The sequence below is a fragment of the Geodermatophilus sp. SYSU D00684 genome, assembly GCF_054050455.1.
In genome coordinates, this window is sequence record NZ_JBJGZI010000037.1 from 26,159 (window position 1) to 51,116 (window position 24,958).

Consider the following 24,958-nt stretch of genomic DNA (forward strand, 5'->3'; position numbering starts at 1 on the left):
CCTCAGACCACTGCGCCACTTTCGTCAGCCGGAACGGGACTACTCCGTCCCGCTTCGCGGTACCTGGGCGCACGGGGGTCAGGCGTCGGCAGCGTTGAACAGACAGCGTGTCTGCCGCGGCCGCGGTCCCGGGAGCATCGATGCAGGAGACCGCGAGCCTCGAACTGGCCGAGATCGCCGACTCGGCCAGTCCCCTCCCCGAACGTTCGCGGGAGATGCTTGAGCTGGTGCACCGCCTGGTGCCGTTCGACGCCGCGTGGCTGGCCCTCGCCGAGCCGATGAGCAGCAGCTACACGTGCATGGCCAGCATCGCTCTCGACGAGGGAACCCTGCAGTACCTGAGCGGTCCGTCCATGGCGCGCGACATCGAGATGACCCACACCGCCCCTACGCGCCGGCCGCTGAGCCCTTCCGACCTGCCCTACCCGGCCGCTGACCTGCAGACCTGGGCCGAGTGCTTCATCCCCGCCGGCTTCCACGAGGCCCTGGGCGTCGCCCTGTTCGACGGAGGCCGGCGCCACGTCGGACACCTGGCGCTGCTCTTCAGCAGCACGGAGCCGCCGCCCCTGGCCCTGCGGCGCCGGCTGCACCAGCTCACGCCCGTTCTGGCGCGCGGGTCGGACCCGTTGCGCTCGCTGGCCACGGCAGCGCGGGTGGTGCGGGGGGCGGCCGCCGGTGCGGTGCTGTGCCGCGACGGCGCCACCCGGCCACTGCCCGGCCTCGACGGCGACGCACTGCTCGCCGAGGGATCGCCCGTCGTCAGCATCGCGCGCTCGTGCATCGACGACGGCCGGGTGTTCGCGTCCTTCCTGTGGCCGCGCGGAGGACGCCACGCCCCGGACGGGCACGTCCGCGTGACCGTCCTCTCCGCTCCCGGGGAGGCATCGGCACGCCTGCTCGGAACGGTCGTCCTCTCCGCCGTGACCGACCTGCGGGGGCTGACGCCGCGCGAGCTGGAGGTGCTCGGGCTGCTGGTCGACGGGTGTTCCAACCAGCAGATCGCCCGCGCGCTGGTCGTGGCCCCGCGTACGGTCGCTGCCCACCTCGAGCACGTCCTCGTCAAGCTCGATGCGCCCACGAGGACGCTCGCCGCGGTGCGGGCCGAGCGCGAGGGCCTCTACGTGCCCCTGCTCCCGTCGCCCTGCCGGGCCTGAATCGGGCGTTCTGCCGATGGTGCTCCCCCGTCTGCCTCGGTTCCATGGGAGGACCGGGCGGTCCGCGAGGTCGCCGGGTCGAGCGCGTCCGTCCACCCGGAGGGAGACCATGACCGCGTACGAGTCGTCCACCCAGGCGGCGGGCCCGCAGGCCTCCAGCGCATGAGTTGGCTGCGGCTCCAGCGCTTCGTCCGCACCAGCATGTGGCTGCTGCCGATCGGCTGCCTGGCCGCGGGCGCCCTCCTCGCCGTCGGAACGCTCGCCGTGGACCGGGCGACGGGCTACCGGCTCGTCCCGCAGAGCCTGACCGGGACGCCGTCCGACGCCCAGACGATCCTGTCCTCCTTCGCCACCGCCATGGTGTCGCTGACCAGCCTCGTCCTGACGGTCACCCTGGTCGCGGTCCAGCTGGCGATGGGGCAGTTCTCGCCCCGCATCGTGGGGGCGCTGCTCACCGACCGGTGGAGTCAGCTGGCGATCGGGTTGTTCGGCGCGAGCTTCCTGGTCGCGGTGCTCACCCTCCGCGAGATCCGCGGCTCCGACACCGGCACCGTGCCCGGGCTGTCGATGCTGCTGTGCTACCTCCTGATGCTCGCCAGCATCGTCGTGCTCGTCCTGTTCGTGCACCACATCGGCCAGGGCCTGCGGGTCGCCGGGCTGATCGACCTCGTCGGCGACCGGAGCCGCGAGTTCATCGTCCGCGAGCACGGGGAGCGGCCCGTCGTCACCGGCGGCCCGGACGAGATGGTCGCCGCGCAGCCCGGCAACGTGATCCGCGTCGACCGCCCGGCGCTGGTCGCCGCGGCCCGGCGGGCGGACTGCGTGCTGGAGCTGGTCCCCGTCGTCGGGGACTTCGTCGTCGGCGGCGCGCCCCTGTTCCGGGTGCACCCGGGCACCCGGACGCCGGTGAGCGCCGACCGCCCCCCGGCCGGTCGGCTCCGGGCCACCGACGTCACCCGCCACGTCCTGCTCGGCCCGGAGCGCGTGCACACCGAGGACCTCGCCTACGGCTTCCGCAAGCTCGTCGACATCGCCGTGCGCTCGATCGCACAGCCGTTCAACGACCCCACGACGACGGTCCAGGCGCTGCACCGGCTGCACGACCTGCTGCGCCAGATCGCCGCTCGCCCCCTGCCCTGCGGTGAACACCGCGACGAGGACGGCGTGGTGCGCCTGCTCGAGCGGACCGTCAGCTGGAACGGCTACGTCCGGCTGGCCTTCGACGAGATCCGCCTGGCCGGGGCGTCCGAGCCCCAGGTGACCCGGAAGATGTGCGCGGCGCTGGCCGACCTCACGAGCGTGGCACCGCCCGACCGGCAGGAGCCGCTGGACCGCCAGCTCCGGCTGCTGCACGCCGCCGTCCGGCGCGCCCACGAGGACGAGGAGGACGTCATCGCAGCGCTCACCCCGGACACCGAGGGCATCGGGTCGGGGGCCGACGTCACAGCCGCGCCACGATCTCGGTCGGCTCGCGCACCGCACTGAGCCGGCCAGGTGCCGGCCTGACCATCGCCGAGGCGAGGAGCCGGACCTCCGCCTCGACGCAGCGCGGTCCAGGTCGGCCCGCGAGAGCACCGCATGGGCGCCGTGCTGCTCGTGACGACGGCGTCAACTGCGACCAGAGACGACTCAGGCCGTTCTCCCGGGGAGAACGGCCTGGTCACACGGGTGGAGCTGAGGGGACTCGAACCCCTGACCCCCACACTGCCAGTGTGGTGCGCTACCAGCTGCGCCACAGCCCCGTTCCTCGGCCCGCCCGGTCTCGCTCGGGCCATGGAGAACTATACGACCCCCGGAACCGCACCCTGCGACGGGGGGTCGTCCCGCGCGTCGTGGGTCAGACCTCGACCCCTCGCTCGGCCAGCCACGGCACCGGGTCGATCCTGCGGCCGTTCATCCCGCCCTGGTGCACCTCGAAGTGCAGGTGCGGCCCGGTCGACTGGCCGCGGTTGCCGAGCAGCGCGATCGTCTCCCCGGCCTCCACGTACTGGCCGGGCTCGACGAGGATCTCCTCCATGTGGCCGTAGACGGTGACGTCGCCGTTCTCGTGCAGGACGTAGACGGCCAGGCCGAAGCCGCTGGCCGCACCGGCCCGGACGACGACGCCGTCCATGGCGGCGTACTCCGGCGTCCCGATGGGGGCGGCCAGGTCGATGCCGTAGTGGAAGGTCCCCCACCGCGAGCCGTAGCCGCTGGTGAAGCGCGCGCCGTCGACCGGCAGCACGGCCTCGGGCCGCGCCGCCTCCCGGGCGGCCTCCGCGGCGGCGGCCTCGGCCGCGGCCCGCTCGGCGCGGCTGGCCGCGACCTCCTGCAGGCGCGCCTGCGCCTCCGCCTCGGTGATCGAGGCCATCGGCAGGACCTCGAGGGACTCCTCGCCGGTGGCCAGCTCCATCTGCGCGCCGAGCACCGGCGTGGACCCGGTCTCCGCCCCGGACCCGCCGGGCACCCCGAGGACGCCGGCGCCGACCGCGCCGGCCACGAGCGCGGCGAGCAGCAGCTGCGGGCGGCGGTCGCGCAGGCCGCGACGGCGGGCGCGCGGCGCGGCGAGCGCGGCGGTGGCGGGCTCGGCGGCCGCGGCGAGGACGGGCAGGGCGGTGGTGGCCGTCGCGGGGACGTCGTCGGCGGCCTCGGTGGTGACCTCGGCGGCGGACCGCGGGACGGGGACGACCGCGGGGCGGACCGGCGGGAGGCCGCGCAGCGAGGAAGCCGGGTGGTCCGCCGCGCCCCGGGGGTCGCCGGTCCGGGGACCGGGCACCGCCGCGGGAGAGCCGCTGACGGGACGGGTCAGCAGACCCGCATCACTCCGGTGACTGGCCAAGGCGCGTACCCCGCTCGCTCGTGGGAAGCGGCCCGTCCGGGCCCGATCGAGTCGTATCGATCCAAACACACCGTGACCTCGCCGTGACCCGGAGTGCGGCGTGTCCGCCGGTGACACGCCGTGTGCGCTGTGTCACGTGGTGCGCGTGTGTTTGGGGCGGTCCCCGCGTGGGGATGTCCGGTCTTCCGGTGTGCAGCAGCCCGCGCCGGTCCGACGAGACCGCCGGGCCGACGCCGGCCCCGACCGACGCCCGCGTGCCCACGTTTTGCGGGCGTCGTCGCGACCCACCGGCGCGACCCACCGCAGCACCGCCCCGCCGACGCCCGTCCGCCCCTCGAGCTGCGCCCCTCGATGTGCGTCCGGGAACCCCGGCGTGGTCCCATGATCGTTCCCCGCCGCGCGCGGGCGGCCGACCGTGCGCCGGCCGAGCACGGACAGGAAGGACCGATGCCTCGATGGCACAGCCCGAGCGCTCCCCGCGGCACCTCCCGCGGGCCGGCACGGCCGCGCAGCCGACGGCACTGCCCGTCGGCCGCGTCCGGCCGCTGACCGCGGCGACGCTCGAGCAGCACGGGGCCCGGCTCACCGTCCCCACCTACGACCGGGCGTCGCTGACGCCGTCGGTCGTGCACCTGAGCGTGGGCGGGTTCTCCCGCGCCCACCAGCTCATCTACTTCGACGAGGTCGCCCAGCAGCGGATCTCCTCGGAGTGGGGCGTCGTGGGCGTCGGCCTGCGCGCCCGGCGGCTGCGGGAGGCCCTCGCGCCGCAGGACAACCTCTACACCGTCGTCGAGCGCAGCCCCGACGGCGAGCGGGCCCGGGTGGTCGGCGTCCTCACCGACTACCTGTTCGCCCCCGACGCCCCGGCCGCGGTCCTCGACCGGCTCAGCGACCCGCGCACCCGCGTGGTCACCATGACCATCACCGACGCCGGCTACCTGCTCGATCCCCTCACCCGGGCCTTCACCCCCGACGACGACGTCCGGCACGACCTCGCGCACCCCGGCGCCCCGCGCACCGTCTTCGGGTTCCTCGTCGAGGCGCTCGACCGCCGCCGCCGGGCCGGCGCGGCGCCGTTCACCGTCGTCTCCTGCGACAACCTGCACCGCAACGGCGACGCCACCCGGGCCGCCGTCACCGGGTTCGCGGCGCTGCGCGACGAGGTCCTCGCCCGGTGGATCACCGACCGCGTCGCCTTCCCCAGCAGCATGGTCGACCGGATCACCCCGCAGACGACGTCCGACGAGCGCGAGGCGCTCGCCCGCCGGTACGGGGTCGACGACCGGTGGCCGGTCGTCACCGAGCCGTTCTCGCAGTGGGTGATCGAGGACACCTTCTGCAACGGCCGCCCGCCGCTGGACGCCGTCGGGGTCCGGTTCGTCCGCGACGTGACCGACCACGAGCTGATGAAGACCCGGCTGCTCAACGCCAGCCACTCCGCGCTCGGCTACCTCGGCACGCTCGCCGGGCACGAGCGGATCGACGTGCTCATGGGCGACCCGGTGTTCGCCGCGTACGCCGCCCGGCTCATGGACGACGAGGTCACCCCGCTGATCCCCGTGCCGGAGGGCATCGACCTGTTCGAGTACAAGGCCACGCTGCTGCAGCGCTTCGCCAACCCGGCGATCGCCGACCGGCTGTCCCGGCTGTGCCGCCGCGGGTCGACCAAGCTGCCGCACCACCTGCTGCCCTCGCTGCGCCAGGCCCTCGCCGAGGACCGCCCGCACGCGCTGCTCACCCTCGCCCTGGCCGGCTGGGTCCGGTACCTGCAGCGGGTCGACGAGCACGGCCGCTCGCTGCCGATCGAGGACGACCGCGGGCCGCACCTGCAGGCCGTGGCCCGCGCCGGTGGCGACGACCCGCGCCTCCTGCTGGCCGAAGGGACGGTCTTCGGCGACCTCGGCTCGGTCCCCGGGTTCACCGACGAACTGGCCGGCGCCGTGCGCCGGCTCCGGTGCGACGGCGTCCGCGAGACCGTCGCCGCCGCCACCGCCGCGAGCGCCCGGTGAGCGCGCCCCGCACCGGCGGGGCGGCCGCGGTCCTCCCCCGCGACGTCGTCGCGGGCCTGACCGCGCTGCTGTGCGACGCCGACGGCAACCTCTTCCCCTCCGAGGAGCCGGCCTTCGTCGCCTCCGCCGAGGTCACCAACCGCTTCCTCGCCGAGCTCGGCGACGCGCGCCGGTTCACCCCGGAGGAGCTGCGCCTGGCCACCACCGGGATGAACTTCCGGACGACGTCGCGCCGGCTGGCCGCCGAGGCCGGCCGCCCCGAGGTCGACGTCGAGCCGTGGGTGGCCGAGGAGAAGCGCGCCGTGACCGCCCACCTCGGCGAGCACCTGCGCCCGCACGGGCCGACCAGCGCCGCCCTCACCGCGCTCGCCCCGCACCTGCGGCTGGCCGCGGTGAGCTCCAGCGCGCTGGCCCGGCTGGCCGCGTGCTTCACCGCCACCGACCTGGACGGGCTCATCCCGCCGGCGGCCCGGTTCAGCGCCGAGGACTCGCTGCCGGTGCCCACGAGCAAGCCCGACCCGGCGGTCTACCTGTACGCCTGCGAGCGCCTCGGGATCGCCCCGGAGCAGGGCCTGGCCGTGGAGGACTCCGTCCCGGGGGCACTCTCCGCGGTCCGCGCGGGTTGTCCCACGGTGGGCAACCTGCTGTTCGTCCAGCCCGCCGAGCGCGCCGAGCGCGAGGCCGCGCTGTGGGAGGCCGGCGTGCTCGCCGTCGTCCCGTCCTGGCAGGAGCTCGCCGACCTGCTGCTGCCCGTCCTGACCGGAGGTGGTCGATGAGGATCGTCTACACCAGCTTCCGCGGCCTGTTCTCCGACAGCCCGCGCGCCGTCTACGAGGCCCTGGTGGCCCGCGGCGACGACGTCACGCACACGTGGCTGACCGCGCCGGTCGCCGAGTCCGCCTTCCCGGCCGACGTCGAGACCGTCCCGTTCGGCAGCCCCGAGAGCATCGCCGCGCTCGAGGCCGCCGACGTCGTCGTGTCCAACGACCACGTGCCGCTGGACTGGGAGAAGCGCCCGGGCGCCTTCTACCTGCAGACCTGGCACGGCACCCCGCTCAAGCGGATCCACAACGACGTCCTCTGGGCGCCGGAGGGCCGGCTGGCCTACCTGGAGCACGACATCGCCCGCTGGGACGCGATGCTCTCCCCCAACCCCTACAGCACCGGCCGGTTCCGCCAGGCCTTCGGCTTCCGCGGGCCGGTGCACGAGACCGGCTACCCCCGCAACGACCTGCTCTCCAGCCCCGGGCGGGACGCGGTGCGCGCGCGGGTGCGGGCCGGGCTCGGCATCAACGACGACGCCCGCGTCGTCCTCTACACCCCCACCTGGCGCGACGACCTGGTCTTCGAGGGCACCGGGGAGCGCGACTTCCACTTCCCGGTCGACCTCGCCGACTTCACCGACCGGCTCGGCAAGGACCACGTGCTGCTGCTGCGGCTGCACAACATGGTCTCCGACCGGCTCGAGTCGATCGACGGGATGCCGGTGCAGGACGTCTCCTCGTACCCGGACATCCGCGACCTGTACCTGGCCGCCGACGTGCTGGTCACCGACTACTCGTCGACGATGTTCGACTTCGCGGTCACCGGGAAGCCGATCCTGCTGTTCCCCTACGACCTCGACGAGTACCGCGACCGGCTGCGCGGGTTCTACGTGGACCTCGAGCAGGTCGCGCCCGGGCCGATCGTGACGACCAGCGGGGAGCTGGTCGACGCGCTCGCCGACCTGGACGCCGTCACCGCGGAGCACACCGACCGCTACCGGTCCTTCCGCGAGACCTACACCGCCCTGGAGGACGGCAACGCCACCGGGCGCGTCCTCGACCTGTTCTTCCCGCCCGGCGGCCCCGCCGGCGCGGCTGACCCGACCCGAGGAGGGGACGACAGTGCGCATCGCTGACCTCGTGCAGACCCGGGTACCCGGCCGCAGGACCGGAGCCGCCCGGCCGGCCGCCCGCACGCAGCCCGTCCCGCCGCAGGTGGTCATCCTGGCCGCCGGGATGGGCACCCGGCTGGGGCGCCCGCTGCCCAAGCCGCTGACGCCCCTGGTGGACGGCCGCAGCATCCTGCACCGCCAGCTGGACACGCTCGCACAGGTCTTCGGCCCCGCCGTCGACGTCACCGCCGTCGTCGGGTTCCAGTGCGAGCTGCTCATGCAGGCCGCGCCCGACCTGCGCTTCGCCTACAACCCGCACTTCGCGCGGACCAACACCTCCAAGAGCCTGCTCCGCGGCCTGCGGACCACCCGCGAGGGCGGCGTGCTGTGGCTCAACGGCGACGTCGTCTTCGACGCCGCCGTGCTGGAGGCCGTGGTGCCCGCGCTGGAGGCCGACGAGAGCTTCGTGTGCGTCGACACCTCCACCGTCGCCGACGAGGAGGTCAAGTACACCCTCGACGGGGAGGGCTACATCGCCGAGCTGTCCAAGACGGTGAAGGGCGGCCTGGGCGAGGCCGTGGGCATCAACTACGTCTCCTCGGCCGACAAGGCCGTGCTGGTCGAGCACCTCGACGGCTGCGGCGACCAGGACTACTTCGAGCGCGGCATGGAGACGGCGATCATCGAGGCCGGCGTGCGCTTCCGCCCGGTGGACATCTCGCGGTGGGCCGCCGTCGAGGTCGACTTCGAGGCCGACCTGGACCGGGCCAACGAGATGCTCTCCGGCGCCCGCCCGCACCTGCACCCGGTCCCCGACGGCACCGCCTAGCCGGACCGCCCCCGGGCCTCGGCCGGTCACGCGACCGGCTGGGGCTCCGGGGCGGGGTCCTGCGGGCGGGCCCGCTCCGGGTCGCGGAAGCGCCGGGCGGCGGCCAGCCCGCCGACGACGAGCCCCGTCCCGCCCGCGACGAGGACGGCGACCGCCACCCGGGCGAGCGGCTCCGGGCCGGCGCTGGCCACGTGCGCGCTCCACAGCACGTCGACATCGGGCAGGCCCTGCACCAGCAGCAGCCAGCCGAGCACGACCGCGAGCAGCCCGGCCATGACGCCCCGGCCGCGGCGGGCGGCGACCCAGCCGAGCACCGCCACCAGCGCCGCGGTGACCGCGGGGAGCAGCGCGGACACCACCGCCGCCGCGTGCGAGGACACCGTCACGGGGGGCTCGGGCGTGCTCGCCGCGTGCCACAGCGCGGCGGCGCCGCCCGCGGCCAGCGCCCAGCCCAGCGGCCGCGGCGACCGGGCCAGGAGGCCGGCGGCCGCGACGGCGGCGGCCAGCGCGAGGTGCAGCCCCCAGGTGAGCGCCGTCGACGGCGGCGGGCTCCAGGTGAGGACGCCGCGCACGGTCACCGCGGTGTCGCCGTGCCGCACGGGGACGGTCCAGGAGAACACCGTCTGCGCGCGGTCGGGATCGGCCGCGACCGCCGGCGGCAGCTGTCCCTCGGTCATCCAGTGCGTGCGGTGGTCGTGCCAGGTGTACTGCGGCTCGGTGGAGACGCGCACCCACTCCGGCTCGGCCCGCGGGTCGGCGTCCGCGGGCAGGGTGACCCGGCCGAACCGGTCGAGGTTGATGTAGGTGGCCGGGCTGTGCGCGTTGCGCCAGACGCCGTCCGGGCCGATCCGCAGGTAGGGCTCGTCGGAGTAGCCCGGCACGGTCACCTCGGTGCCGGTGGCGTTCACCAGCTCCAGGGAGTATCCGAAGTCCAGCACGCGCACGCTCACCCCGGGCACCGCGGGCACCGCCGAGGTGACCCGGCCGGCGAAGTCGCTGCCGGCGGCCTCGCCACCGACGTGGGCCCGCGCCGGGCCGGCCAGGGCGAGGGTGGCCAGCACGCCGAGCAGGACGACCAGCAGCCGCGCGCCGGCGGCCCGGGCCCGCTGCACCGCGCGGCTCACGCGACGTCGGCGACCGCGGCCAGGTCGCCGGCGATGTCCCGCGCGGTGTTGCCGGCGTCGAAGGCGACGTGCGCCTGGTCGTCGGCGCCGTAGAGCAGCAGCAGCGAGCTGTGCATCCGGCCGTCCTCCTCGGCCAGCGGCACGCCGGCCGACAGCTGGGCCTGGTCGATCGCGTCCTGGTCGCCGGTCAGCCCGACGAACTGCGTGGGCAGGTCGGCGTCGAACCGGTCCAGGTACTCCCCCAGCACCGGCGGGGTGTCGGTGGCCGGGTCGGTGGTCACGAACACCACCTGCACCTGCTCGGCCAGCGCCGGGTCGGTGTCGCGCAGCGCGAGGGCGACGTCGGCCATCGTCGTCGGGCAGATGTCGGGGCAGTCCGTGTAGCCGAAGAACAGCAGCGTCGGGCGCCCCGCCGTGACGGACGCGAAGTCGTAGGACGCGCCGGTCTGGTCGGTCAGGGTGAACGCGGGCCGCTGGTAGGGGTCGGGCAGGTCGAGGCCGGCGTAGGTGTCGTCGGGCCCCTCGACCGTGGCGACCGGGCCGCCCGCGTGGTCCCCGCCGTCATGGGAGTGGCCCTCGGCGGCCGCCGCCTCGTCCCCGTCGTCGGAGCCGCAGGCGGACAGCGCCAGGCCGGCGGCGAGGAGCAGCGCGGCGCTCCGGCCGCGTCCGGGAGCGGTCACGAGGACACGGTACGTCGGCCCGCGCGGTACCCGAGGACGACGCCCGCGACGCCGACGGCCAGCGCCAGGATGGCGAGGAACAGCGCCAGCCCGGCCGGCTCGCCGCTCACCTCGGTGTCGTGGGAGTGCCCGTCGGCGGCCGCCGCGGTGTCGGTGGCGGTCGTGTCCCCGGAGGCGGCGGCCAGCGTCAGGGTCGGCGCGGGGTTCTCCGGCTCCTCCTGGCCCTCGACGGTGGGCTCGATCCACGCCGACTCGGTGCCGTCGCTGTAGGTCTGCACCGTGGGGAACGCCAGCGTGTCGGCGTCCGGGAACGGGCCGCCGGACAGCGAGAACTCCTGGAACTGGCCGGGCGCGATCCCGCCGCCGGCGTCGGCGCGGAACTCGACCACCGAGACGTAGCTGGTGATCTCCGTCCCGTGGTCGTCCACCGGCGAGGAGAGCTCGGCGGCGGTCGTGACGACCGTCCACCCGGGCACCGGCAGGGTCCGCAGCGAGGCCAGCGCCTGGTCCTCCGGGATCGAGATGCGCACCGAGACCGTGCTCGCGGTGTCGCTCTCGTTGGGCACCCGGAAGGTCAGCTTCCCGTAGCCGCCGGCGGCGGCGTCGGCCGACGAGACCGACACGTGCGCCGACGCGGTGGCCGCGACCACGACGGACGCGACCAGGGCGGTCAGCACGGCGGCCAGGACGACGCCGGCACGGGCCGGCGGTCGCAGGATGAGGGACACGGTTCTCCTTCTGTCGTCCCGCGGAGGGGTTCTCAGCGCACCGGGAAGTCGGTGCCGGCGGTGGTGGCGGTGAACTCGTCGAGCCGGACGCTGACGGCGACGGTCCAGGTGCCGGCGCCCGGGATCGGCATCCCGTCGGCCACCCAGTGGCCGGGGCCGGCGGGCTCGAGGTCGACGTCGAGCGGGCCGATCTCCTGCTCGGGCTCGGTGAGTGTCACGCGCAGGTCGGCCGGCTGGGCCAGCCGGCCGTCGTCGTCGAACAGGTAGAGGTGCAGCGTGTTGGCGCCGGGGCGGGCCGGGTCGATCGACAGCTGGACGCTGCCGGACTCCCCCGCCGACGACTGCAGCGGCAGGGTGACGTCCACCGGCTGGGCGGCCGTCGCGCGGGCCGGCGGGGTGCCCACGAGCAGCGCGGACAGCACCAGCACGACGGCGGCGACGGCGGCCTCGACCAGGATCGTGCGGCGCAGCGGCGCGACGTCCTCGACGGCGCCGCGGGCCTGCGCCTCGGCGCGGGCCCGGGCGGCCTCGGTGACCCCCGGCTCGTCGGCGCCGGGACCGGGGGCAGCGAGGGCGTGCGCGGTCACCCGGCGGCGCCCGCCCGGCCGCGGCCGGGTGAGGCCGAGGTGCTGCTGCACCCACACCCGCGAGACGCCGGCGGCGGCCAGCAGCAGCAGGACCAGCGCGAGCTTGGCCAGCAGGATCCAGCCGTAGGTCGTGGAGACCAGCGCGGCCGGCGAGCCGACCTCGCGCACCGACTGGACGACGCCGGTGACCACCAGCGCGGCCACCGAGCCGGAGGCGATCCGCGACCAGCGCGGCAGCGCCGCGGCCAGCTCCCCGGCCTCGACGCCGGGCCGCAGCAGCCCGGCCAGCAGCGCGGCCAGCCCGCCCAGCCACAGCGCCATGGCCGCGACGTGCACCGCGGTGACGGCGGTGGCGAACACCGGGAGGCTGCCGGCCACCGGGTGCCCGACCGCCGCGGTGGTGAGGACGACGCCGGCGCCGAGGACCGCCGGCCCCGCCGGCTGCGGCGCGGTCCCCCGGCGCCACAGCGGCACCAGCAGCGCGGCCAGCAGCAGCGCGAGGGCGCCGCGGCCGAGCGTGGTCAGGCCGTAGGCGGAGGAGCCGGTGGTGGACAGCAGCGCCGGGTCGAGCAGCGACCCCAGCCCCGCCCCGCCCGCGTACGGGCCCTGCAGGAGGAAGGTGAGCACCGCGGCCCCGGCGACCGTCCCCAGCCCGGCCGTGGTCAGCCGCCGCATCCGCCGCGAGGCCCAGCCGGCCGGCCAGCACAGCAGCAGGAAGGCGGGCACGCCCAGGCCCACGGCCTCGCCGGCGAACCCGAGGGCGCGCGCGGCCGGCAGCGCGACGGCGACGAACGGGTCGGCGTCGGGGTCGGCGGCGACCGCCCCGGCGTCGGCGAGCTCGCCGTCGCCGACGACGAAGGCGTAGGCCCCGCTGACCGGGTGCGAGTCGGCGGAGACCACCCGGTAGGTGACGACGTAGCTGGCGTCGGGCAGGTCGCCGCGCAGCGGGATGGTGACCGTGTCGTCCTGCACCGACGCGGCGCCGGTGTCCGCGCGCGCGCCGTCGTCGCCGAGGACGCGGGCGTAGCCGGCGCCGAGGGACACGCCCTCGGTGAAGCGCAGGGTGACCTGGCCGGGTACCGCGTCGAGGCGGGCGCCCTCCCCCGGGTCGGTGGAGACCAGCTCGGCGTGCGCGGCGGCGGGGCCGGCGGTGGCCACGCCGAGGCCCAGCCAGCCGGCGAGCAGCACGAGCAGCAGCAGGGCCGGCCGCGGCGAGCGGCGGGCCGGGACGGCGGTGCTCACGCGACCACCCGCCGGGCCGCCGCGGGCGCGGCCGCCCGCCGCGGCCGCTGCCGCCAGGCGACGACGGCGATGAGCACGACGCCGGCGAGCAGCAGCAGGTGCGCGGCGGCGCGGTCGGCGTGCACGTGCCCGGCCTGCAGGTCGCGCACCGTGGTGACGGTCAGCAGGACGGCGAAGGTGGCGAGGAACGGCAGCGCCCCCGCGGCCAGCCGGGGCGCGGCGGCGACGGCGAGGAAGGCGGCCGCGACGGCGAGGTTCCACGCGCCGGTCTCGTGCGCCACGTGCACGGGCGCGCTCATCGCCGCGGTGCCGGCGGACAGCGCCGGCCACGCCAGGCCGGCCTGCGCCACGCCCACGGCGAGGAGCGCCAGCCGCAGCGCCGACCGCACCAGCCGGGCGCGCGCGGCCGCCGCGGTGCCGGGCAGCTGCCGCGGCAGCGCGCCGAGGACGGCGGCGGTGAGGTCGGGCACCGGCGGCGCGGGGGCCAGCCGCGCCCGGCGGGTCACCGCCTCCGCGGCGTCGGCCCACCCGGCGCACGCGGGGCACGCGGCGAGGTGGCGGTCCAGGTCGGCGGCGGGCACGCCGAGCGGCTCGCCGTCGAGTCGCGCGGAGACCGCCTCGCGGAAGGGGGCACACTGCATGTCGTCGTAGTCGTCACGGAGGGCCCGTCCGGTTCCCGGGACAGGCCCGGTTGTGACGGAGGGAACACGTGGACGAGCTGGCGCGGGTCGCGGCTGCCGCCGTCGACGGCGACCCCCTCGCCGCCGCGACCCTCGTGCGGTCCACCCAGTCCGACGTCTGGCGGCTGTGCGCCGCGCTCGGCGACCGGGACTCCGCCGACGACCTGACCCAGGAGACCTACGCCCGCGCCTTCGCCACGCTGCACCGCTTCGAGGGCCGCTCCTCGCTGCGGACGTGGCTGCTGGCGATCGCCCGGCGGGTCTGCGCCGACGCCGTCCGCTCGCGGCGCCGCCGGCGGCTCACCCTGGTCCGCGACGACGCCGACCTGGAGGCCCTCGGCCGCGGCGAGGACGCCGACCGGGTGGGCGAGGGCGCCGCCGTCACCGACCTGCTGGCCCGGCTGGACCCCGACCGCCGGGAGGCGTTCGCGCTGACCCAGCTGCTCGGGCTCTCCTACGCCGAGGCCGCCGAGGTGGCCGGCTGCCCGGTGGGCACGATCCGCTCGCGGGTCGCCCGCGCCCGGGCCGACCTGGTCGAGGCGCTCGGCGACGGCGCGCAGGAGGCACCGGACGCGGCCCGCGGGTGAACCTGCGCTGAACCGCGCGTGAACGGGTACCTATGCTGCCCGACGGCCGTGCGACCGCTCATCCGCGGCGGGCGCCTCCCCGAACCCCGCCGATCCGGAGTCCCTTCGTGCCCTTCAGCCTGACCCCCAAGGACCAGAGCTTCTACACCCTGTTCAGCGACTCGGCGCAGAACCTGGTGGCGGCCACCGACGTCCTGGGCGACTTCATCCACGACCACGCCCGCCGGCCCGAGCTCGCCGACCGGCTGCGCGACCTCGAGCACACCGGCGACCAGTCGACCCACGCGATCTTCCGGCAGCTGAACTCCAGCTTCGTGACGCCGTTCGACCGCGAGGACATCTACAGCCTGGCCAGCCACCTCGACGACGTCATGGACTTCGTGGAGGCCGCCGCCGACCTGGTGATCCTCACCGGGCTGGGCACCCTGCCGGCCGAGATGGGCCAGCAGACGGCGCTGCTGCAGCGCGCCGCGGAGACCACCGCCGAGGCGATGCCGCGGCTGCAGACGATGAAGGCCCTCCCCGACTACTGGATCGAGGTCAACCGCATCGAGAACGAGGCCGACAAGCTCTACCGGCGGCTGCTCTCCCGGCTCTACAGCGGCGAGTTCGAGGCGCTGGAGGTCCTCCGGCTCAAGGAGGTCGCCGACCAGCTCGAGGAGGCCGCCGACGCGTTCGAGAAGGTGGCCAACGTCGTCGAGTCCATCGCGGTCAAGGAGTCCTGAGCGTCGATGGACGCGGCCTTCGTCGCGCTGGTCGTCATCGTCGTCGTCGCGCTGGCCTTCGACTACACCAACGGGTTCCACGACGCCGCCAACGCCATCGCCGTCGCCGTCTCCACCAAGGCGCTGACGCCGCGGGTGGCGCTGGCGCTGGCGGCGGTGATGAACCTGGTCGGCGCCCTGCTGTCCACCGAGGTCGCCAAGACCGTCGGCGCCGGGATCATCGAGGCGCCGACCGGGACCGGCGGGCTGGAGATCGTCTTCGCCGCGCTGGTCGGCGCGATCGCGTGGAACCTCATCACCTGGTACTTCGGGCTGCCCTCGTCGTCCTCGCACGCGCTGATCGGCGGCCTGGTGGGCGCCGCGCTGGCCGCGGCCCACGACGTCCAGTGGCTGGGCGTCGTCGACAAGGTCGTCATCCCCATGGTCGTGTCGCCGCTGGTCGGCTTCGGCCTCGGCTACCTGTTCATGCTCGCCATCCTGTGGACCTTCCGGCGGGCCAACGTCACCCGCGCCAACCGCGGGTTCCGCTACGCGCAGATCGTCAGCTCCGCGACCATGGCGCTCGGCCACGGCCTGCAGGACGCCCAGAAGACGATGGGGATCATCACGCTGGCGCTGGTCACCGCCGGCGAGATCGACGACTTCGAGGTGCCGCTGTGGGTCGTGCTCGCCGCGGCCCTCGCGATCAGCGCGGGCACCTACGCCGGCGGGTTCCGGATCATGCGCACCATGGGCCGGCGCATCATCCAGCTCACCCCCGCCGGCGGCTTCGCCGCCCAGACGGTGGCCTCCGGCGTCATGGTGACGACGGCGACCGTGTTCGCCGTGCCGGTCTCGACGACGCACATCACGACGACCTCGATCATGGGCGTCGGGTCGACGCGGCGGCTCTCGGCGGTCCGCTGGGGCGTGGCCGGCAACATCGTCGTCGCGTGGGTCGTCACCCTGCCGGCCGCCGGGGCGGTGGCCGCGCTGGCGTACCTCCTCACCGGCCTCGTCGTCGGCTGACGCCGCCGCTCTCCTGACCGAGGGGTCACCCCGCGAGGCGCTCGCGGGGTGACCCCCGACTCGCCGACCCCCCGCTGGCATATCCCGATCGATCTGGTAGACATAGTCCTCGTGGCGGCGACGGCGGTGCTCCTGGTGGGGCGGATCCACGTCGACCTGCTGCGCGTCTGCACGGCCACCTGTCCGGGCCGCTGACGCCCGCGCCCTCCGGGGCGTCCCTCCCCTCGCACGACCCGCGTCGAGTCGCGCCCTGACGCGCGCCCGCGGCCCGTCTCCCAGCCGGACAGGAGCCCCACCCTCGTGAAGACCTTGATCGTGCTCGCCCTCGCCGGGCTGGGCGCCCAGCTCGTCGACGGCAGCCTGGGCATGGCCTACGGCGTCACCTCGACGACGCTGCTGCTGGCCCTCGGCACCAACCCGGCCGCCGCCTCGGCGACGATCCACCTCGCCGAGATCGGCACGACCCTCGCCTCCGGGGTGTCGCACTGGCGGTTCGGCAACGTCGACTGGAAGGTCGTCGCCAAGGTCGGCGTGCCCGGCGCCGTCGGCGCGTTCGCCGGCGCCACCGTGCTGTCGAGCCTCTCCACCGAGGTCGCCGCCCCCGTGATGTCGCTGATCCTGCTCGCGCTCGGCGTCTACCTGCTGGTCCGGTTCACCTTCCGCGGCATCGACCGCCGCAACCTCGGCAAGCCGGTCCGCAAGCGGTTCCTCGGCCCGCTCGGCCTGGTGGCCGGCTTCGTCGACGCCACCGGCGGCGGCGGCTGGGGCCCGGTCGGCACCCCGGCGCTGCTGGCCAGCGGCCGCATGGAGCCGCGCAAGGTGATCGGCTCGATCGACACCTCCGAGTTCCTCGTCGCGCTGGCCGCCAGCCTCGGCTTCCTCTTCGCGCTCGGCTCGCAGGGCATCGACCTCGCCTGGGTGGTGGCGCTGCTGCTCGGCGGCCTGGTCGCCGCGCCGATCGCCGCCTGGCTGGTCCGGCACGTGCCGCCGCGGCTGCTCGGCTCCCTGGTCGGCGGGATCATCGTCCTGACCAACACCCGCACGCTGCTGCGCAGCGACTGGATCGACGCCTCCGACCCGGTCCGCTACGCGGTCTACGCGGCCATCTACCTGGTCTGGGCCGCCGCCGTCGCCCACTCCTTCCGCCAGTACCGCAAGGACCGCGTGCAGGAGTCGGCCGACGCCCTCGCCGCCGAGGCCGCCCGCCTGGCCGAGGACGAGCACCTGCACACGCCGGACGCGGCGGACGTCGCGGACCTCGAGCGCAGCCTCCGCGCCGGCCGCCCCGCCGACCCGCGCGACTGAGCAAGGACCTCCCTGCCCCCACCACTCGCGAGCTCGCGGCGGGCCCCTGCAGGGAGGCCGAGTCCGGGAGGCCCCGTCCGGCAGCTGCCGGGCGGGGCCTCCGGCGTCTCAGCGGCCGCCCAGCAGCCTCGCCTCGAGCTCCCCGGGGAGGCCGGGCTCGGGCAGGCCGTGCGGCGTGGGCAGACGCTCGGGGTCCTGCCGCAGCCAGGCCCAGGTGTCCGCGACGGTCTCGCGGACCGGCCGGGTGGGCAGCCCGAGCGACCGCGCGCGGGTCGTGTCGACGTCCCACGCCGTCGCCGCCGTCTCCCGGGGCAGCCAGAACGGCAGGTGCAGCCAGGGTTCGACGCCGGCGGCCAGCAGGTCCTCCTCCGCCACCGGGACGAGCTCCGCGTCGCTGCCGGTGACGTCCCGGCACGTCTCCAGCAGCCCGCCCAGCGTCGTCATCCCGGCCGGGCCGGTGGCGTTCACCGGGCCGTCCTGGCGGCGCTCGGCCATCTCCACCAGCCAGCCGGCCAGGTCGCGGACGTCGACCAGCGCGATCGGCTGCTCCAGCGCGTCGGGGACGACCACGCGGCCGCCGCGGGCGATCCGCTGCAGCCACCACGGCAGCCGGCGGACGTTGTCGTGCGGGCCGAGGATCAGGCCGGCGCGGGCGGTGAGGAACCGGCCCGGCAGCGCCGCGCCCAGCACCCGCTCCGCGTACGCCTTGTTCGGGCCGTAGTCGTCGTCGGGGGTGTCCCAGGTCGGGTCGTCCTCGCCGCGGACCGGGCCCGGCGGCCAGGTGGAGTAGGCGTTGAGGCTGCTGACGAACGCGTAGGCGCGCACGCCGGCCAGGGTGGCCGCGGCGTGGTCGGCGGCGGGGCGGGTCTGGCAGGAGGTGTCGACGACGACCTCCGGCGTCCAGCCGTCCAGGGCGCGCGGGAGGGCGGCGGGGTCGTCGCGGTCACCGTGCAGCGGGCGGACGCCGTCGGGCGGCGCACCGGTGACGCCGCGGCTGAACGTGGCGACCTCGTGGCCGCGGTCGAGGGCCGCCGTCGCCACGTGCCGGCCGAGGAAGTGGGTGCCGCCGAGGACGAGGAGTCGCACGGGCCCACCCCAGCGGAGCCGCGCCTCCGCCGTCCACCCGGTTCGCGGACGGCGGAAGCGCTCAGACGGCGCGGGTGACCACCGGGAGGTCGGGCACCTGCGGCAGCGGCTGCGAGCGGGCCGCGGCGAGCACCATCTGCGGCGACCGGGGCAGGCCCCGCCGGGTGCACAGCCGCAGCGCGCGCACGCCGGTGATGACGTCGGTCTCCGGCGGGACGACCAGCAGGTCCGCGCGCCGGTTGCCGCCGGCCCAGCTCAGGCACACGACGCCGGGGTCCATGCTGCGGAACCCGCCGGTGCGCACCACCCGGCCGTCGACGAGGACCTTGCGCGGCGCCGGCAGCCACGAGTCCAGCGCGTAGGTGAAGCGCTCGATCCGCACCCCGCGGCGGTCGAGCGCGGCGATCAGCTCGGGTACCTCGACGGCGAGGTCGCGGCCGCGCGGGAACCAGGCCCCGTCGAAGGCGTTCTCCCCCGAACCGGCGTCGGCCCGCAGGCTCACGCGCACGTCGATGCCCCCGCGGAACACCCCCGTGGTCCCCGTCGCCTCCGTGGTCGTCATCAGCAGTCCCGCCTCCCGCTCAGCGTGCTGCGGGCCCGCGTCCGGGCCCACCGGGCGACGGTAGGTCGGCGCGGCGCGGGGTCCCGGCGCGCCGCGGCCGGGCCTGTCGCGCCCGGACGGCCGGTCATCACCAGCGGTCACGATCCGGTCACGGCAGCCCGCGGGCACGTCCGCGGAGATGCGCAGGAGCCCCCGCCCGGCGGACCGGACGGGGGCTCCTGTGTGCTGTCGGCGTCAGACCCTGGGCTTGCGGTTCTTCGCCTTGCCGCGCTCGTTCTGGTCGAGGATGACCTTGCGCACGCGGACGGCGGCCGGCGTCACCTCGACGCACTCGTCCTCGGCACAGAACTCCAGCGCCTGCTCGAGGTTGAGGACCTTCGGCGGCACCAGGCGCTCGAGTTCCTCCGCGGTCGAGGACCGCATGTTGGTGAGCTTCTTCTCCTTGGTGATGTTGACGTCCATGTCGTCGGGCCGGGAGTTCTCCCCGACGATCATGCCCTCGTACACCTCGGTGCCCGGGGCGACCATCATCTGGCCGCGCTCCTGCAGCGAGAACATCGCGTACGACGTCGCCACGCCCTGCCGGTCGGCCACCAGGGAGCCGGTCGGGCGGGCGCGCATGTCGCCCATCCACGGCTCGTAGCCCTCGAGGTTGTGGTTGAGGACGCCGGTGCCGCGGGTCTCGGTGAGGAACTCGGTGCGGAACCCGATGAGGCCGCGCGAGGGGACGACGTACTCCATCCGCGCCCAACCGGTGTCGTGGTGCACGAGGTTCTCCATGCGCCCGCGGCGGGAGGCCAGCGCCTGGGTCAGCGTGCCGACGTACTCGCCCGGGGTGTCGATGGTGACCCGCTCGACCGGCTCGTGCAGCCTGCCGTCGATCTCCTTGGTGACCACCTGCGGGCGGCCGACGGTGAGCTCGAACTCCTCGCGGCGCAGCTGCTCGACGAGGATGGCCAGCGCCAGCTCGCCGCGGCCCTGCATCTCCCAGGTGTCGGGGCGCTCGGTGGGCAGCATGCGCACCGAGACGTTGCCGACCAGCTCCTGGTCGAGGCGGTTCTTGATCAGCCGGGCGGTGAGCTTCTTGCCCGACCTGCCCGAGATCGGCGAGGTGTTGATGCCGATGGTGATCGAGATCGACGGCTCGTCGACGGTCAGCGGCGGCAGCGGGCGCGGGTCGTTCGGGTCGGCGAGGGTGTCGCCGATCATGACGTCCTCGATGCCGGCGATGGCGACGAGGTCGCCGGGGCCGGCGCTGTCGGCCGGGGTGCGGGTGAGGCCCTCGGTGACCAGCAGCTCGGTGATCTTGACGTTCTTGACGCTGCCGTCGGTGCGGCACCAGGCGACGGTCTGGCCGTTCTTCATCGTGCCGGAGTGGATGCGCAGCAGCGCCAGCCGGCCGAGGTAGGGCGAGGCGTCGAGGTTGGTGACCTGCGCGCGCAGCGGCTCCTCGGCGTCGTAGGTCGGCGCCGGGATGGTCTCCAGCAGCGTCTTCACCAGCGGCGCGAGGTCGGGGCTGTCCGGCGAGGTGCCGTCGGCGGGCCGGGTGAGCGACGCCCGCCCCTCCTTGCCGTTGCAGTAGACGATCGGGAACTCGAGGGCGTCGGTGTCCAGGCCGTTGTCCTCGAGCAGCTCCATGAACAGCTCGTAGGTCTCGTCGACGACCTCGGCGATGCGCGCGTCGGACCGGTCGGTCTTGTTGACCACGAGGATGACCGGCATCCCCTTGCCGAGCGCCTTGCGGAGCACGAAGCGGGTCTGCGGCAGCGGCCCCTCGGAGGAGTCCACGAGCAGCACGACGCCGTCGACCATGGACAGGCCGCGCTCGACCTCGCCGCCGAAGTCGGCGTGGCCCGGGGTGTCGACGATGTTCACCGTCACCGGGTTGCCGTTCTCGTCGGCCAGCCGGATGGCGGTGTTCTTGGCCAGGATGGTGATCCCGCGCTCGCGCTCGAGGTCCATCGAGTCCATGACGCGGTCCTGCGTCGTGTCGGCGTCGGTCCCCTCGCCCTTGGCGCGGCCGAGCGCACCGGCCTGGCGGAGGAGGGCGTCGACCAGGGTGGTCTTGCCGTGGTCGACGTGGGCGATGATCGCCACGTTGCGCAGGTCGTCGCGGGTGGGCATGCGGAAGGACACCTCAGGGAGAGTCAGGGGGATCCCGCGGCGGCAGCGCTCGCGGTACCACGGACAACGGCCGCCGGCCCGGCGACCTTCCCACCTTAGGCGGTCAGCGCGCGGTGACCTCGGCCTGCGGCCGGTCCGCCACCGCGTACGTCACCCCCGCGGCGGCGATCGTGACCAGACTCACCGCCAGCCAGGCCGGCATCCCGGCGCCGAGGGCGAGCACGTGCGCCAGGACGAACGCGCCGACGTACAGCGCGCCGAGCCCGAGGGCGACCGCCACGCCGCGCCGCTGCACCCACAGCCGGGCCGCGCCGAGCCCGCCGGCGAGGAACACCGCCCCGCCCAGCGCCCGCACGCCGGTGCCCTGCGCGACGCCGAAGCCGGCCGCCAGCCCGACGGCGACGAGGACGGCGGAGGACAGCCGGGTGCGGGCGCGGGCGAGCACGGACGTCGTCATGACCCCAGTGTCCCCGGAGGGGCACCGCACGATCAGGAGGGCTGATCGTGCGGCGTCCTGGCCGACCGTGGGCGGTGAGCCAGGACGCACGGAGGTGAGCCCGGACGCGCGAGGGCCCCGGACGCGTGCTGCGCGTCCGGGGCCCTCGGGAGCGGATCAGGCGGTGCGGAGCACGGCCTCGATCTCGAGCTCGACCTCGATCTTGTCGCCGACGACGACGCCGCCACCGTCCATCGGCATGTCGATGTCGACGCCGAAGGCCTTGCGGGAGATGGAGGTCTTGGCGCTGAAGCCGGCGCGGTAGCCGCCGTAGGCGTCGGGCCCGAAGCCGTTGAGCTCGAGGGCCAGCGTGACCGGCTTGGTGATGCCCTTGATGGTCAGGTCGCCCTGGACGGTCCAGTCCTCGCCGTCGGCGACGACGCCGGTCGAGCGGAAGGTCATGACGGTGTGGTTGCCGACGTCGAAGAAGTCGGCGGAGCGGATGTGCGCGTCGCGCTGCTCCTGGCGGGTGTCGATCGAGTCCATGTCGATCGTGGCGTTCACCGTGGAGGCGGCCGGGTCCTCGGCGGTGACGATCTCGCCCGAGAACTTCGTGAAGTAGCCGCGGACCTTGCTCACCATCATGTGGCGGACGGAGAAGCCGACGGTGGAGTGGGTCGCGTCGATGTCCCAGGTGCCGGCGACGTAGCCGGGGATCTGGACGGCGGTGGTGCTGGTCATGGGAAGGACCTCTCGGTGGTTGAGCGTTTGAGCTTCCGCGGTCCGTAGCGTAGTTGAGAGCTTGACTATTCCGCCAGTACCCTGACGGACATGACGACACAGGTGTCACCCGGAGCGGGGGCCGCCGCCGGGCCGCCCGCCGGGGAGCCGCGCTGGCTCGACGCCGAGGAGCAGAAGGCCTGGCGGGCCTGGCTCTACAGCACCCAGCTGCTCAACGACCGGCTCGACCGCGAGCTGATGCGGGCCACCGGCATCCCGCACACCTACTACGAGATCCTCGTCCAGCTGTCGGAGACGCGCGGCCGGCAGATGCGGATGAGCGAGCTGGCCGACCGCTGCCTGTCCTCCCGCAGTCGGCTCTCGCACGCGGTGTCCCGGCTGGAGGAGCGCGGCTGGGTGCGCCGCCAGGTCTGCGCCGAGGACGGGCGCGGGCTGCTCGCCGTCCTCACCGACGAGGGCTTCGCCGCGCTGGAGGGCGCCGCGCCGATCCACGTCGAGGGCGTGCGCACCCACCTGTTCGACCAGCTCACCGCCGAGCAGGTCGCGGCGATGCGCGACATCGGCGAGACGCTGCTGCGGCACCTGAACGAGGAGTAGCCGCCTCCCCCCGTGGTCCGACGGGCGGGTCCTCCCCCGGGTGGACGACGGGGCGCGCCGGGCTGCCTAGATTCGGCGCGATGGACGAGCGCGCACCCCTCGAGCAGCTGGCGGCGGCGCTGCGCGACCGGCCGTTCGCCGTCGACGCCGCCTTCGCCGGGCTGGTCGGCCTGGTCACCGTCGTCGCGCCGGCGACGTCGTACGGGCCGTCCGAGGGCGTCGCGTTCCTCCTCGGCGTGCTGCTGGTCACCCCGCTGGCCTGGCGCCGCCGCGCCCCGGTCCCCGCGGCCGCCGTCGTCACCGGCGCGGGGCTGCTCGAGCTGGTCGCGGGCACCGACTTCCTGCCCGCCAACGTCGCCGCGCTGCTCATGGTCTACGCGCTGGCCGCCTACGCGCCGCGCTGGGCGGCGCGGGCGGGGCTCGCGCTCGGCCTGGCCGGCGCCGTGCTCGCCGCGCTGCGCTGGTGGTCCTCGGGGGCCGACGACGCGCTGCTGGTCACCGTGGGTGCGATCGGCGTCGCCGTGGTCGCGGCCTGGGCCCTGGGCCGGCTGCGCCGCTCCCGGCTGGGCGAGATCGCCGGCCTGGCCGAGCGGGCGCGGCTGCTGGAGATCGAGCGGGACCAGGAGATGCGGCTGGCCGCCACCGCCGAACGGGCCCGGATCGCCCGGGAGATGCACGACGTCGTGGCGCACTCGCTGTCGGTGGTCATCGCGCAGGCCGACGGCGGCCGCTACGCCGGGCGCACCGACCCCGCGGCGGCCACCGGCGCGCTGGAGGCGATCGCCGCCACCGGCCGCCAGGCGCTCACCGACATGCGCGCCCTGCTCGGCGTGCTGCGCGAGGACCGGGCCGGGGAGTACGCGCCGCAGCCCGACGTCGCCGCGGTCCCGGTCCTCGTCGACGACGTCCGGGCCAGCGGTCTCGACGTCGACCTGCTGGTGGAGGGCGAGCCGCGGCCGATGGCGGCCGGTCCGCAGCTGGCCGCCTACCGGATCGTGCAGGAGTCGCTGACCAACGTGCTCAAGCACGCCGGGCCGACCGGGCGGGCGTGGGTGCGGCTGCACTGGCGCCCGGACTCCCTCGAGCTGTCGGTGCTGGACGACGGCCGCGGCGCCGCGGCGGCGGTGGCCGAGGGCGACGGGCACGGGCAGGGGCTGCGCGGCATGCACGAGCGGGCCCAGCTGCACCGCGGGCGGCTGGAGGCCGGCCCGCGCGCCGGCGGCGGCTGGCGGGTGCACGCGGTCCTGCCGCTCGGGGGTGCGCGGTGATCCGGGTGGTGCTCGTCGACGACCAGCAGATGGTCCGCGCCGGGTTCCGCATGGTCATCGACTCCCAGCCCGACCTGACCGTCGTCGGGGAGGCCGGCGACGGCGCCGCCGCGGTGGACCTGCTGCGCGGCACGGCGGCCGACGTCGTGCTGATGGACGTCCGCATGCCCGGCACCGACGGCATCGAGGCGACCCGGCAGGTGACCGCGCTGCCCGGCCCGCCGCGGGTGGTCGTGCTGACCACCTTCGACCTCGACGAGTACGTCGTCGCCGCGATCGGCGCCGGGGCCAGCGGCTTCCTGCTCAAGGACGCCCCGCCGGAGGAGATGCTGGCCGCCGTCCGCACGGTGCACGCCGGCGACTCGGTGATCGCGGCCAGCTCCACCCGGCGGCTGCTGCAGCACGTGGCGCCGATGCTGCGCGGCGCCGGGTCGGCCCCCGCGCCGGCGACCGAGCTGACCGAGCTCACGCCGCGCGAGCGCGAGGTGCTCGTGCAGATGGCGCTCGGCGCCACCAACACCGAGATCGCGCAGCGGCTGTTCGTCAGCGAGGCGACGGTGAAGACGCACGTCGGGCGGGTGCTGGCGAAGACCGGCTCGCGCGACCGCGTGCAGGCCGTCGTCCTCGCCTACCGCACCGGGCTGGTCTCCCCCGCCGACCTGCTCCGCGACGCCTGACCCGCCCCCGGGGGGGGGGGGGGGGGGGGGGGGGGGGGGGGGGGGGGGGGGGGGGGGGGGGGGGGGGCGGCGGGGGGGGGGGGGGGGGGGGGGGGGGGGGGGGGGGGGGGGTGCG

24 protein-coding genes and 1 tRNA gene are annotated in these 24,958 nt (G+C 75.5%); 13 read left to right on the forward strand and 12 right to left on the reverse strand.

Annotated elements, in window-relative coordinates; all coding sequences use genetic code 11:
* Positions 1-140 precede the first annotated feature (140 nt).
* Both ACI79L_RS21650 and ACI79L_RS21655 read left to right on the forward strand, forming a co-directional pair.
* On the forward strand, positions 141-1,154 hold the full coding sequence (locus ACI79L_RS21650; RefSeq protein ID WP_456938771.1) for a response regulator transcription factor: 1,014 nt from the start codon (positions 141-143) through the stop codon (positions 1,152-1,154).
* A 162-nt stretch (positions 1,155-1,316) separates the two neighbouring features.
* A complete protein-coding gene (locus ACI79L_RS21655; protein WP_456938772.1) occupies positions 1,317-2,639 on the forward strand; it encodes a DUF2254 domain-containing protein in 1,323 nt (440 codons plus the stop codon).
* Between the two features lie 184 nt (positions 2,640-2,823).
* Here ACI79L_RS21655 and ACI79L_RS21660 read toward each other — a convergent pair.
* Together ACI79L_RS21660 and ACI79L_RS21665 are read right to left on the reverse strand one after the other, a co-directional pair.
* A tRNA-Ala gene (locus ACI79L_RS21660) sits at positions 2,824-2,896 on the reverse strand.
* 95 nt (positions 2,897-2,991) lie between these two features.
* Entirely contained in the window at positions 2,992-3,909 is a 918-nt protein-coding gene (locus ACI79L_RS21665) for a M23 family metallopeptidase (RefSeq protein WP_456938773.1), read from the reverse strand.
* A gap of 518 nt (positions 3,910-4,427) precedes the next feature.
* Between ACI79L_RS21665 and ACI79L_RS21670 the strand changes: the two genes are divergently transcribed.
* The 4 genes from ACI79L_RS21670 to ACI79L_RS21685 are packed head-to-tail and all read left to right on the forward strand — an operon-like array spanning position 4,428 to position 8,686.
* Positions 4,428-5,981 (forward strand): mannitol dehydrogenase family protein, encoded by a 1,554-nt coding sequence (locus ACI79L_RS21670; protein WP_456938774.1) that lies wholly within the window; start codon positions 4,428-4,430, stop codon positions 5,979-5,981.
* A complete protein-coding gene (locus tag ACI79L_RS21675) occupies positions 5,978-6,757 on the forward strand; it encodes an HAD family hydrolase (RefSeq protein WP_456938775.1) in 780 nt (259 codons plus the stop codon). Before ACI79L_RS21670 ends, ACI79L_RS21675 begins: the two co-directional genes overlap by 4 nt.
* Entirely contained in the window at positions 6,754-7,881 is a 1,128-nt protein-coding gene (locus ACI79L_RS21680; RefSeq protein ID WP_456938776.1) for a CDP-glycerol glycerophosphotransferase family protein, read from the forward strand. Before ACI79L_RS21675 ends, ACI79L_RS21680 begins: the two co-directional genes overlap by 4 nt.
* Entirely contained in the window at positions 7,868-8,686 is an 819-nt protein-coding gene (locus tag ACI79L_RS21685) for a phosphocholine cytidylyltransferase family protein (protein WP_456938777.1), read from the forward strand. The genes ACI79L_RS21680 and ACI79L_RS21685 overlap by 14 nt, the downstream gene beginning before the upstream one ends.
* 26 nt (positions 8,687-8,712) lie before the next feature.
* Here the strand turns inward: ACI79L_RS21685 and ACI79L_RS21690 are convergent, their stop codons facing one another.
* The 5 genes from ACI79L_RS21690 to ACI79L_RS21710 are packed head-to-tail and all read right to left on the reverse strand — an operon-like array spanning position 8,713 to position 13,688.
* Complete coding sequence (locus tag ACI79L_RS21690) at positions 8,713-9,810, reverse strand: hypothetical protein (RefSeq protein WP_456938778.1); 1,098 nt, start codon at positions 9,808-9,810, stop codon at positions 8,713-8,715.
* Positions 9,807-10,490 carry an SCO family protein gene (locus ACI79L_RS21695; protein ID WP_456938779.1) on the reverse strand — a complete coding sequence of 228 codons (684 nt, stop codon included), beginning with the start codon at positions 10,488-10,490 and terminating at the stop codon, positions 9,807-9,809. The genes ACI79L_RS21690 and ACI79L_RS21695 overlap by 4 nt, the downstream gene beginning before the upstream one ends.
* Positions 10,487-11,218 carry a YcnI family copper-binding membrane protein gene (locus tag ACI79L_RS21700; protein WP_456938780.1) on the reverse strand — a complete coding sequence of 244 codons (732 nt, stop codon included), beginning with the start codon at positions 11,216-11,218 and terminating at the stop codon, positions 10,487-10,489. Before ACI79L_RS21700 ends, ACI79L_RS21695 begins: the two co-directional genes overlap by 4 nt.
* Before the next feature lie 32 nt (positions 11,219-11,250).
* A complete protein-coding gene (locus ACI79L_RS21705) occupies positions 11,251-13,047 on the reverse strand; it encodes a copper resistance CopC/CopD family protein (protein ID WP_456938781.1) in 1,797 nt (598 codons plus the stop codon).
* Positions 13,044-13,688: a zf-HC2 domain-containing protein gene (locus ACI79L_RS21710; protein WP_456938782.1), complete on the reverse strand. Its 645-nt coding sequence runs from the start codon at positions 13,686-13,688 to the stop codon at positions 13,044-13,046. Before ACI79L_RS21710 ends, ACI79L_RS21705 begins: the two co-directional genes overlap by 4 nt.
* A 68-nt stretch (positions 13,689-13,756) precedes the next feature.
* Between ACI79L_RS21710 and ACI79L_RS21715 the strand changes: the two genes are divergently transcribed.
* The 4 genes from ACI79L_RS21715 to ACI79L_RS21730 all read left to right on the forward strand — a co-directional run bounded on the left by ACI79L_RS21715 (position 13,757) and on the right by ACI79L_RS21730 (position 17,352).
* Positions 13,757-14,314: a sigma-70 family RNA polymerase sigma factor gene (locus ACI79L_RS21715; RefSeq protein ID WP_456938783.1), complete on the forward strand. Its 558-nt coding sequence runs from the start codon at positions 13,757-13,759 to the stop codon at positions 14,312-14,314.
* Between the two features lie 107 nt (positions 14,315-14,421).
* Positions 14,422-15,039, forward strand: a complete 618-nt coding sequence (locus tag ACI79L_RS21720) for a DUF47 domain-containing protein (RefSeq protein WP_456938784.1) — start codon at positions 14,422-14,424, stop codon at positions 15,037-15,039.
* 6 nt (positions 15,040-15,045) lie between these two features.
* Positions 15,046-16,047, forward strand: coding sequence for an anion permease (locus ACI79L_RS21725; protein ID WP_456938785.1), 1,002 nt, complete (start codon positions 15,046-15,048; stop codon positions 16,045-16,047).
* Between the two features lie 300 nt (positions 16,048-16,347).
* Positions 16,348-17,352: a sulfite exporter TauE/SafE family protein gene (locus ACI79L_RS21730; RefSeq protein WP_456938786.1), complete on the forward strand. Its 1,005-nt coding sequence runs from the start codon at positions 16,348-16,350 to the stop codon at positions 17,350-17,352.
* A 108-nt stretch (positions 17,353-17,460) separates the two neighbouring features.
* Here the strand turns inward: ACI79L_RS21730 and ACI79L_RS21735 are convergent, their stop codons facing one another.
* The 5 genes from ACI79L_RS21735 to ACI79L_RS21755 all read right to left on the reverse strand — a co-directional run bounded on the left by ACI79L_RS21735 (position 17,461) and on the right by ACI79L_RS21755 (position 22,301).
* Complete coding sequence (locus ACI79L_RS21735; RefSeq protein ID WP_456938787.1) at positions 17,461-18,438, reverse strand: NAD-dependent epimerase/dehydratase family protein; 978 nt, start codon at positions 18,436-18,438, stop codon at positions 17,461-17,463.
* Between the two features lie 61 nt (positions 18,439-18,499).
* Complete coding sequence (locus ACI79L_RS21740; RefSeq protein ID WP_456938788.1) at positions 18,500-19,000, reverse strand: DUF5994 family protein; 501 nt, start codon at positions 18,998-19,000, stop codon at positions 18,500-18,502.
* A 234-nt stretch (positions 19,001-19,234) separates the two neighbouring features.
* Positions 19,235-21,124, reverse strand: a complete 1,890-nt coding sequence (gene typA / locus ACI79L_RS21745) for a translational GTPase TypA (protein ID WP_456938789.1) — start codon at positions 21,122-21,124, stop codon at positions 19,235-19,237.
* Positions 21,125-21,227: 103 nt separating this feature from the next.
* Positions 21,228-21,581, reverse strand: a complete 354-nt coding sequence (locus ACI79L_RS21750) for a hypothetical protein (RefSeq protein WP_456938790.1) — start codon at positions 21,579-21,581, stop codon at positions 21,228-21,230.
* A 156-nt stretch (positions 21,582-21,737) separates the two neighbouring features.
* Entirely contained in the window at positions 21,738-22,301 is a 564-nt protein-coding gene (locus tag ACI79L_RS21755; RefSeq protein WP_456938791.1) for a YceI family protein, read from the reverse strand.
* A 90-nt stretch (positions 22,302-22,391) separates the two neighbouring features.
* Between ACI79L_RS21755 and ACI79L_RS21760 the strand changes: the two genes are divergently transcribed.
* The 3 genes from ACI79L_RS21760 to ACI79L_RS21770 all read left to right on the forward strand — a co-directional run bounded on the left by ACI79L_RS21760 (position 22,392) and on the right by ACI79L_RS21770 (position 24,843).
* The gene (locus ACI79L_RS21760; protein WP_456938792.1) at positions 22,392-22,898 is read left to right on the forward strand and encodes a MarR family winged helix-turn-helix transcriptional regulator; all 507 of its coding nucleotides are present in this window, start codon (positions 22,392-22,394) and stop codon (positions 22,896-22,898) included.
* A gap of 80 nt (positions 22,899-22,978) precedes the next feature.
* Entirely contained in the window at positions 22,979-24,166 is a 1,188-nt protein-coding gene (locus ACI79L_RS21765) for a sensor histidine kinase (RefSeq protein ID WP_456938793.1), read from the forward strand.
* Complete coding sequence (locus tag ACI79L_RS21770; RefSeq protein ID WP_456938794.1) at positions 24,163-24,843, forward strand: response regulator; 681 nt, start codon at positions 24,163-24,165, stop codon at positions 24,841-24,843. Before ACI79L_RS21765 ends, ACI79L_RS21770 begins: the two co-directional genes overlap by 4 nt.
* Positions 24,844-24,958 lie beyond the last annotated feature (115 nt).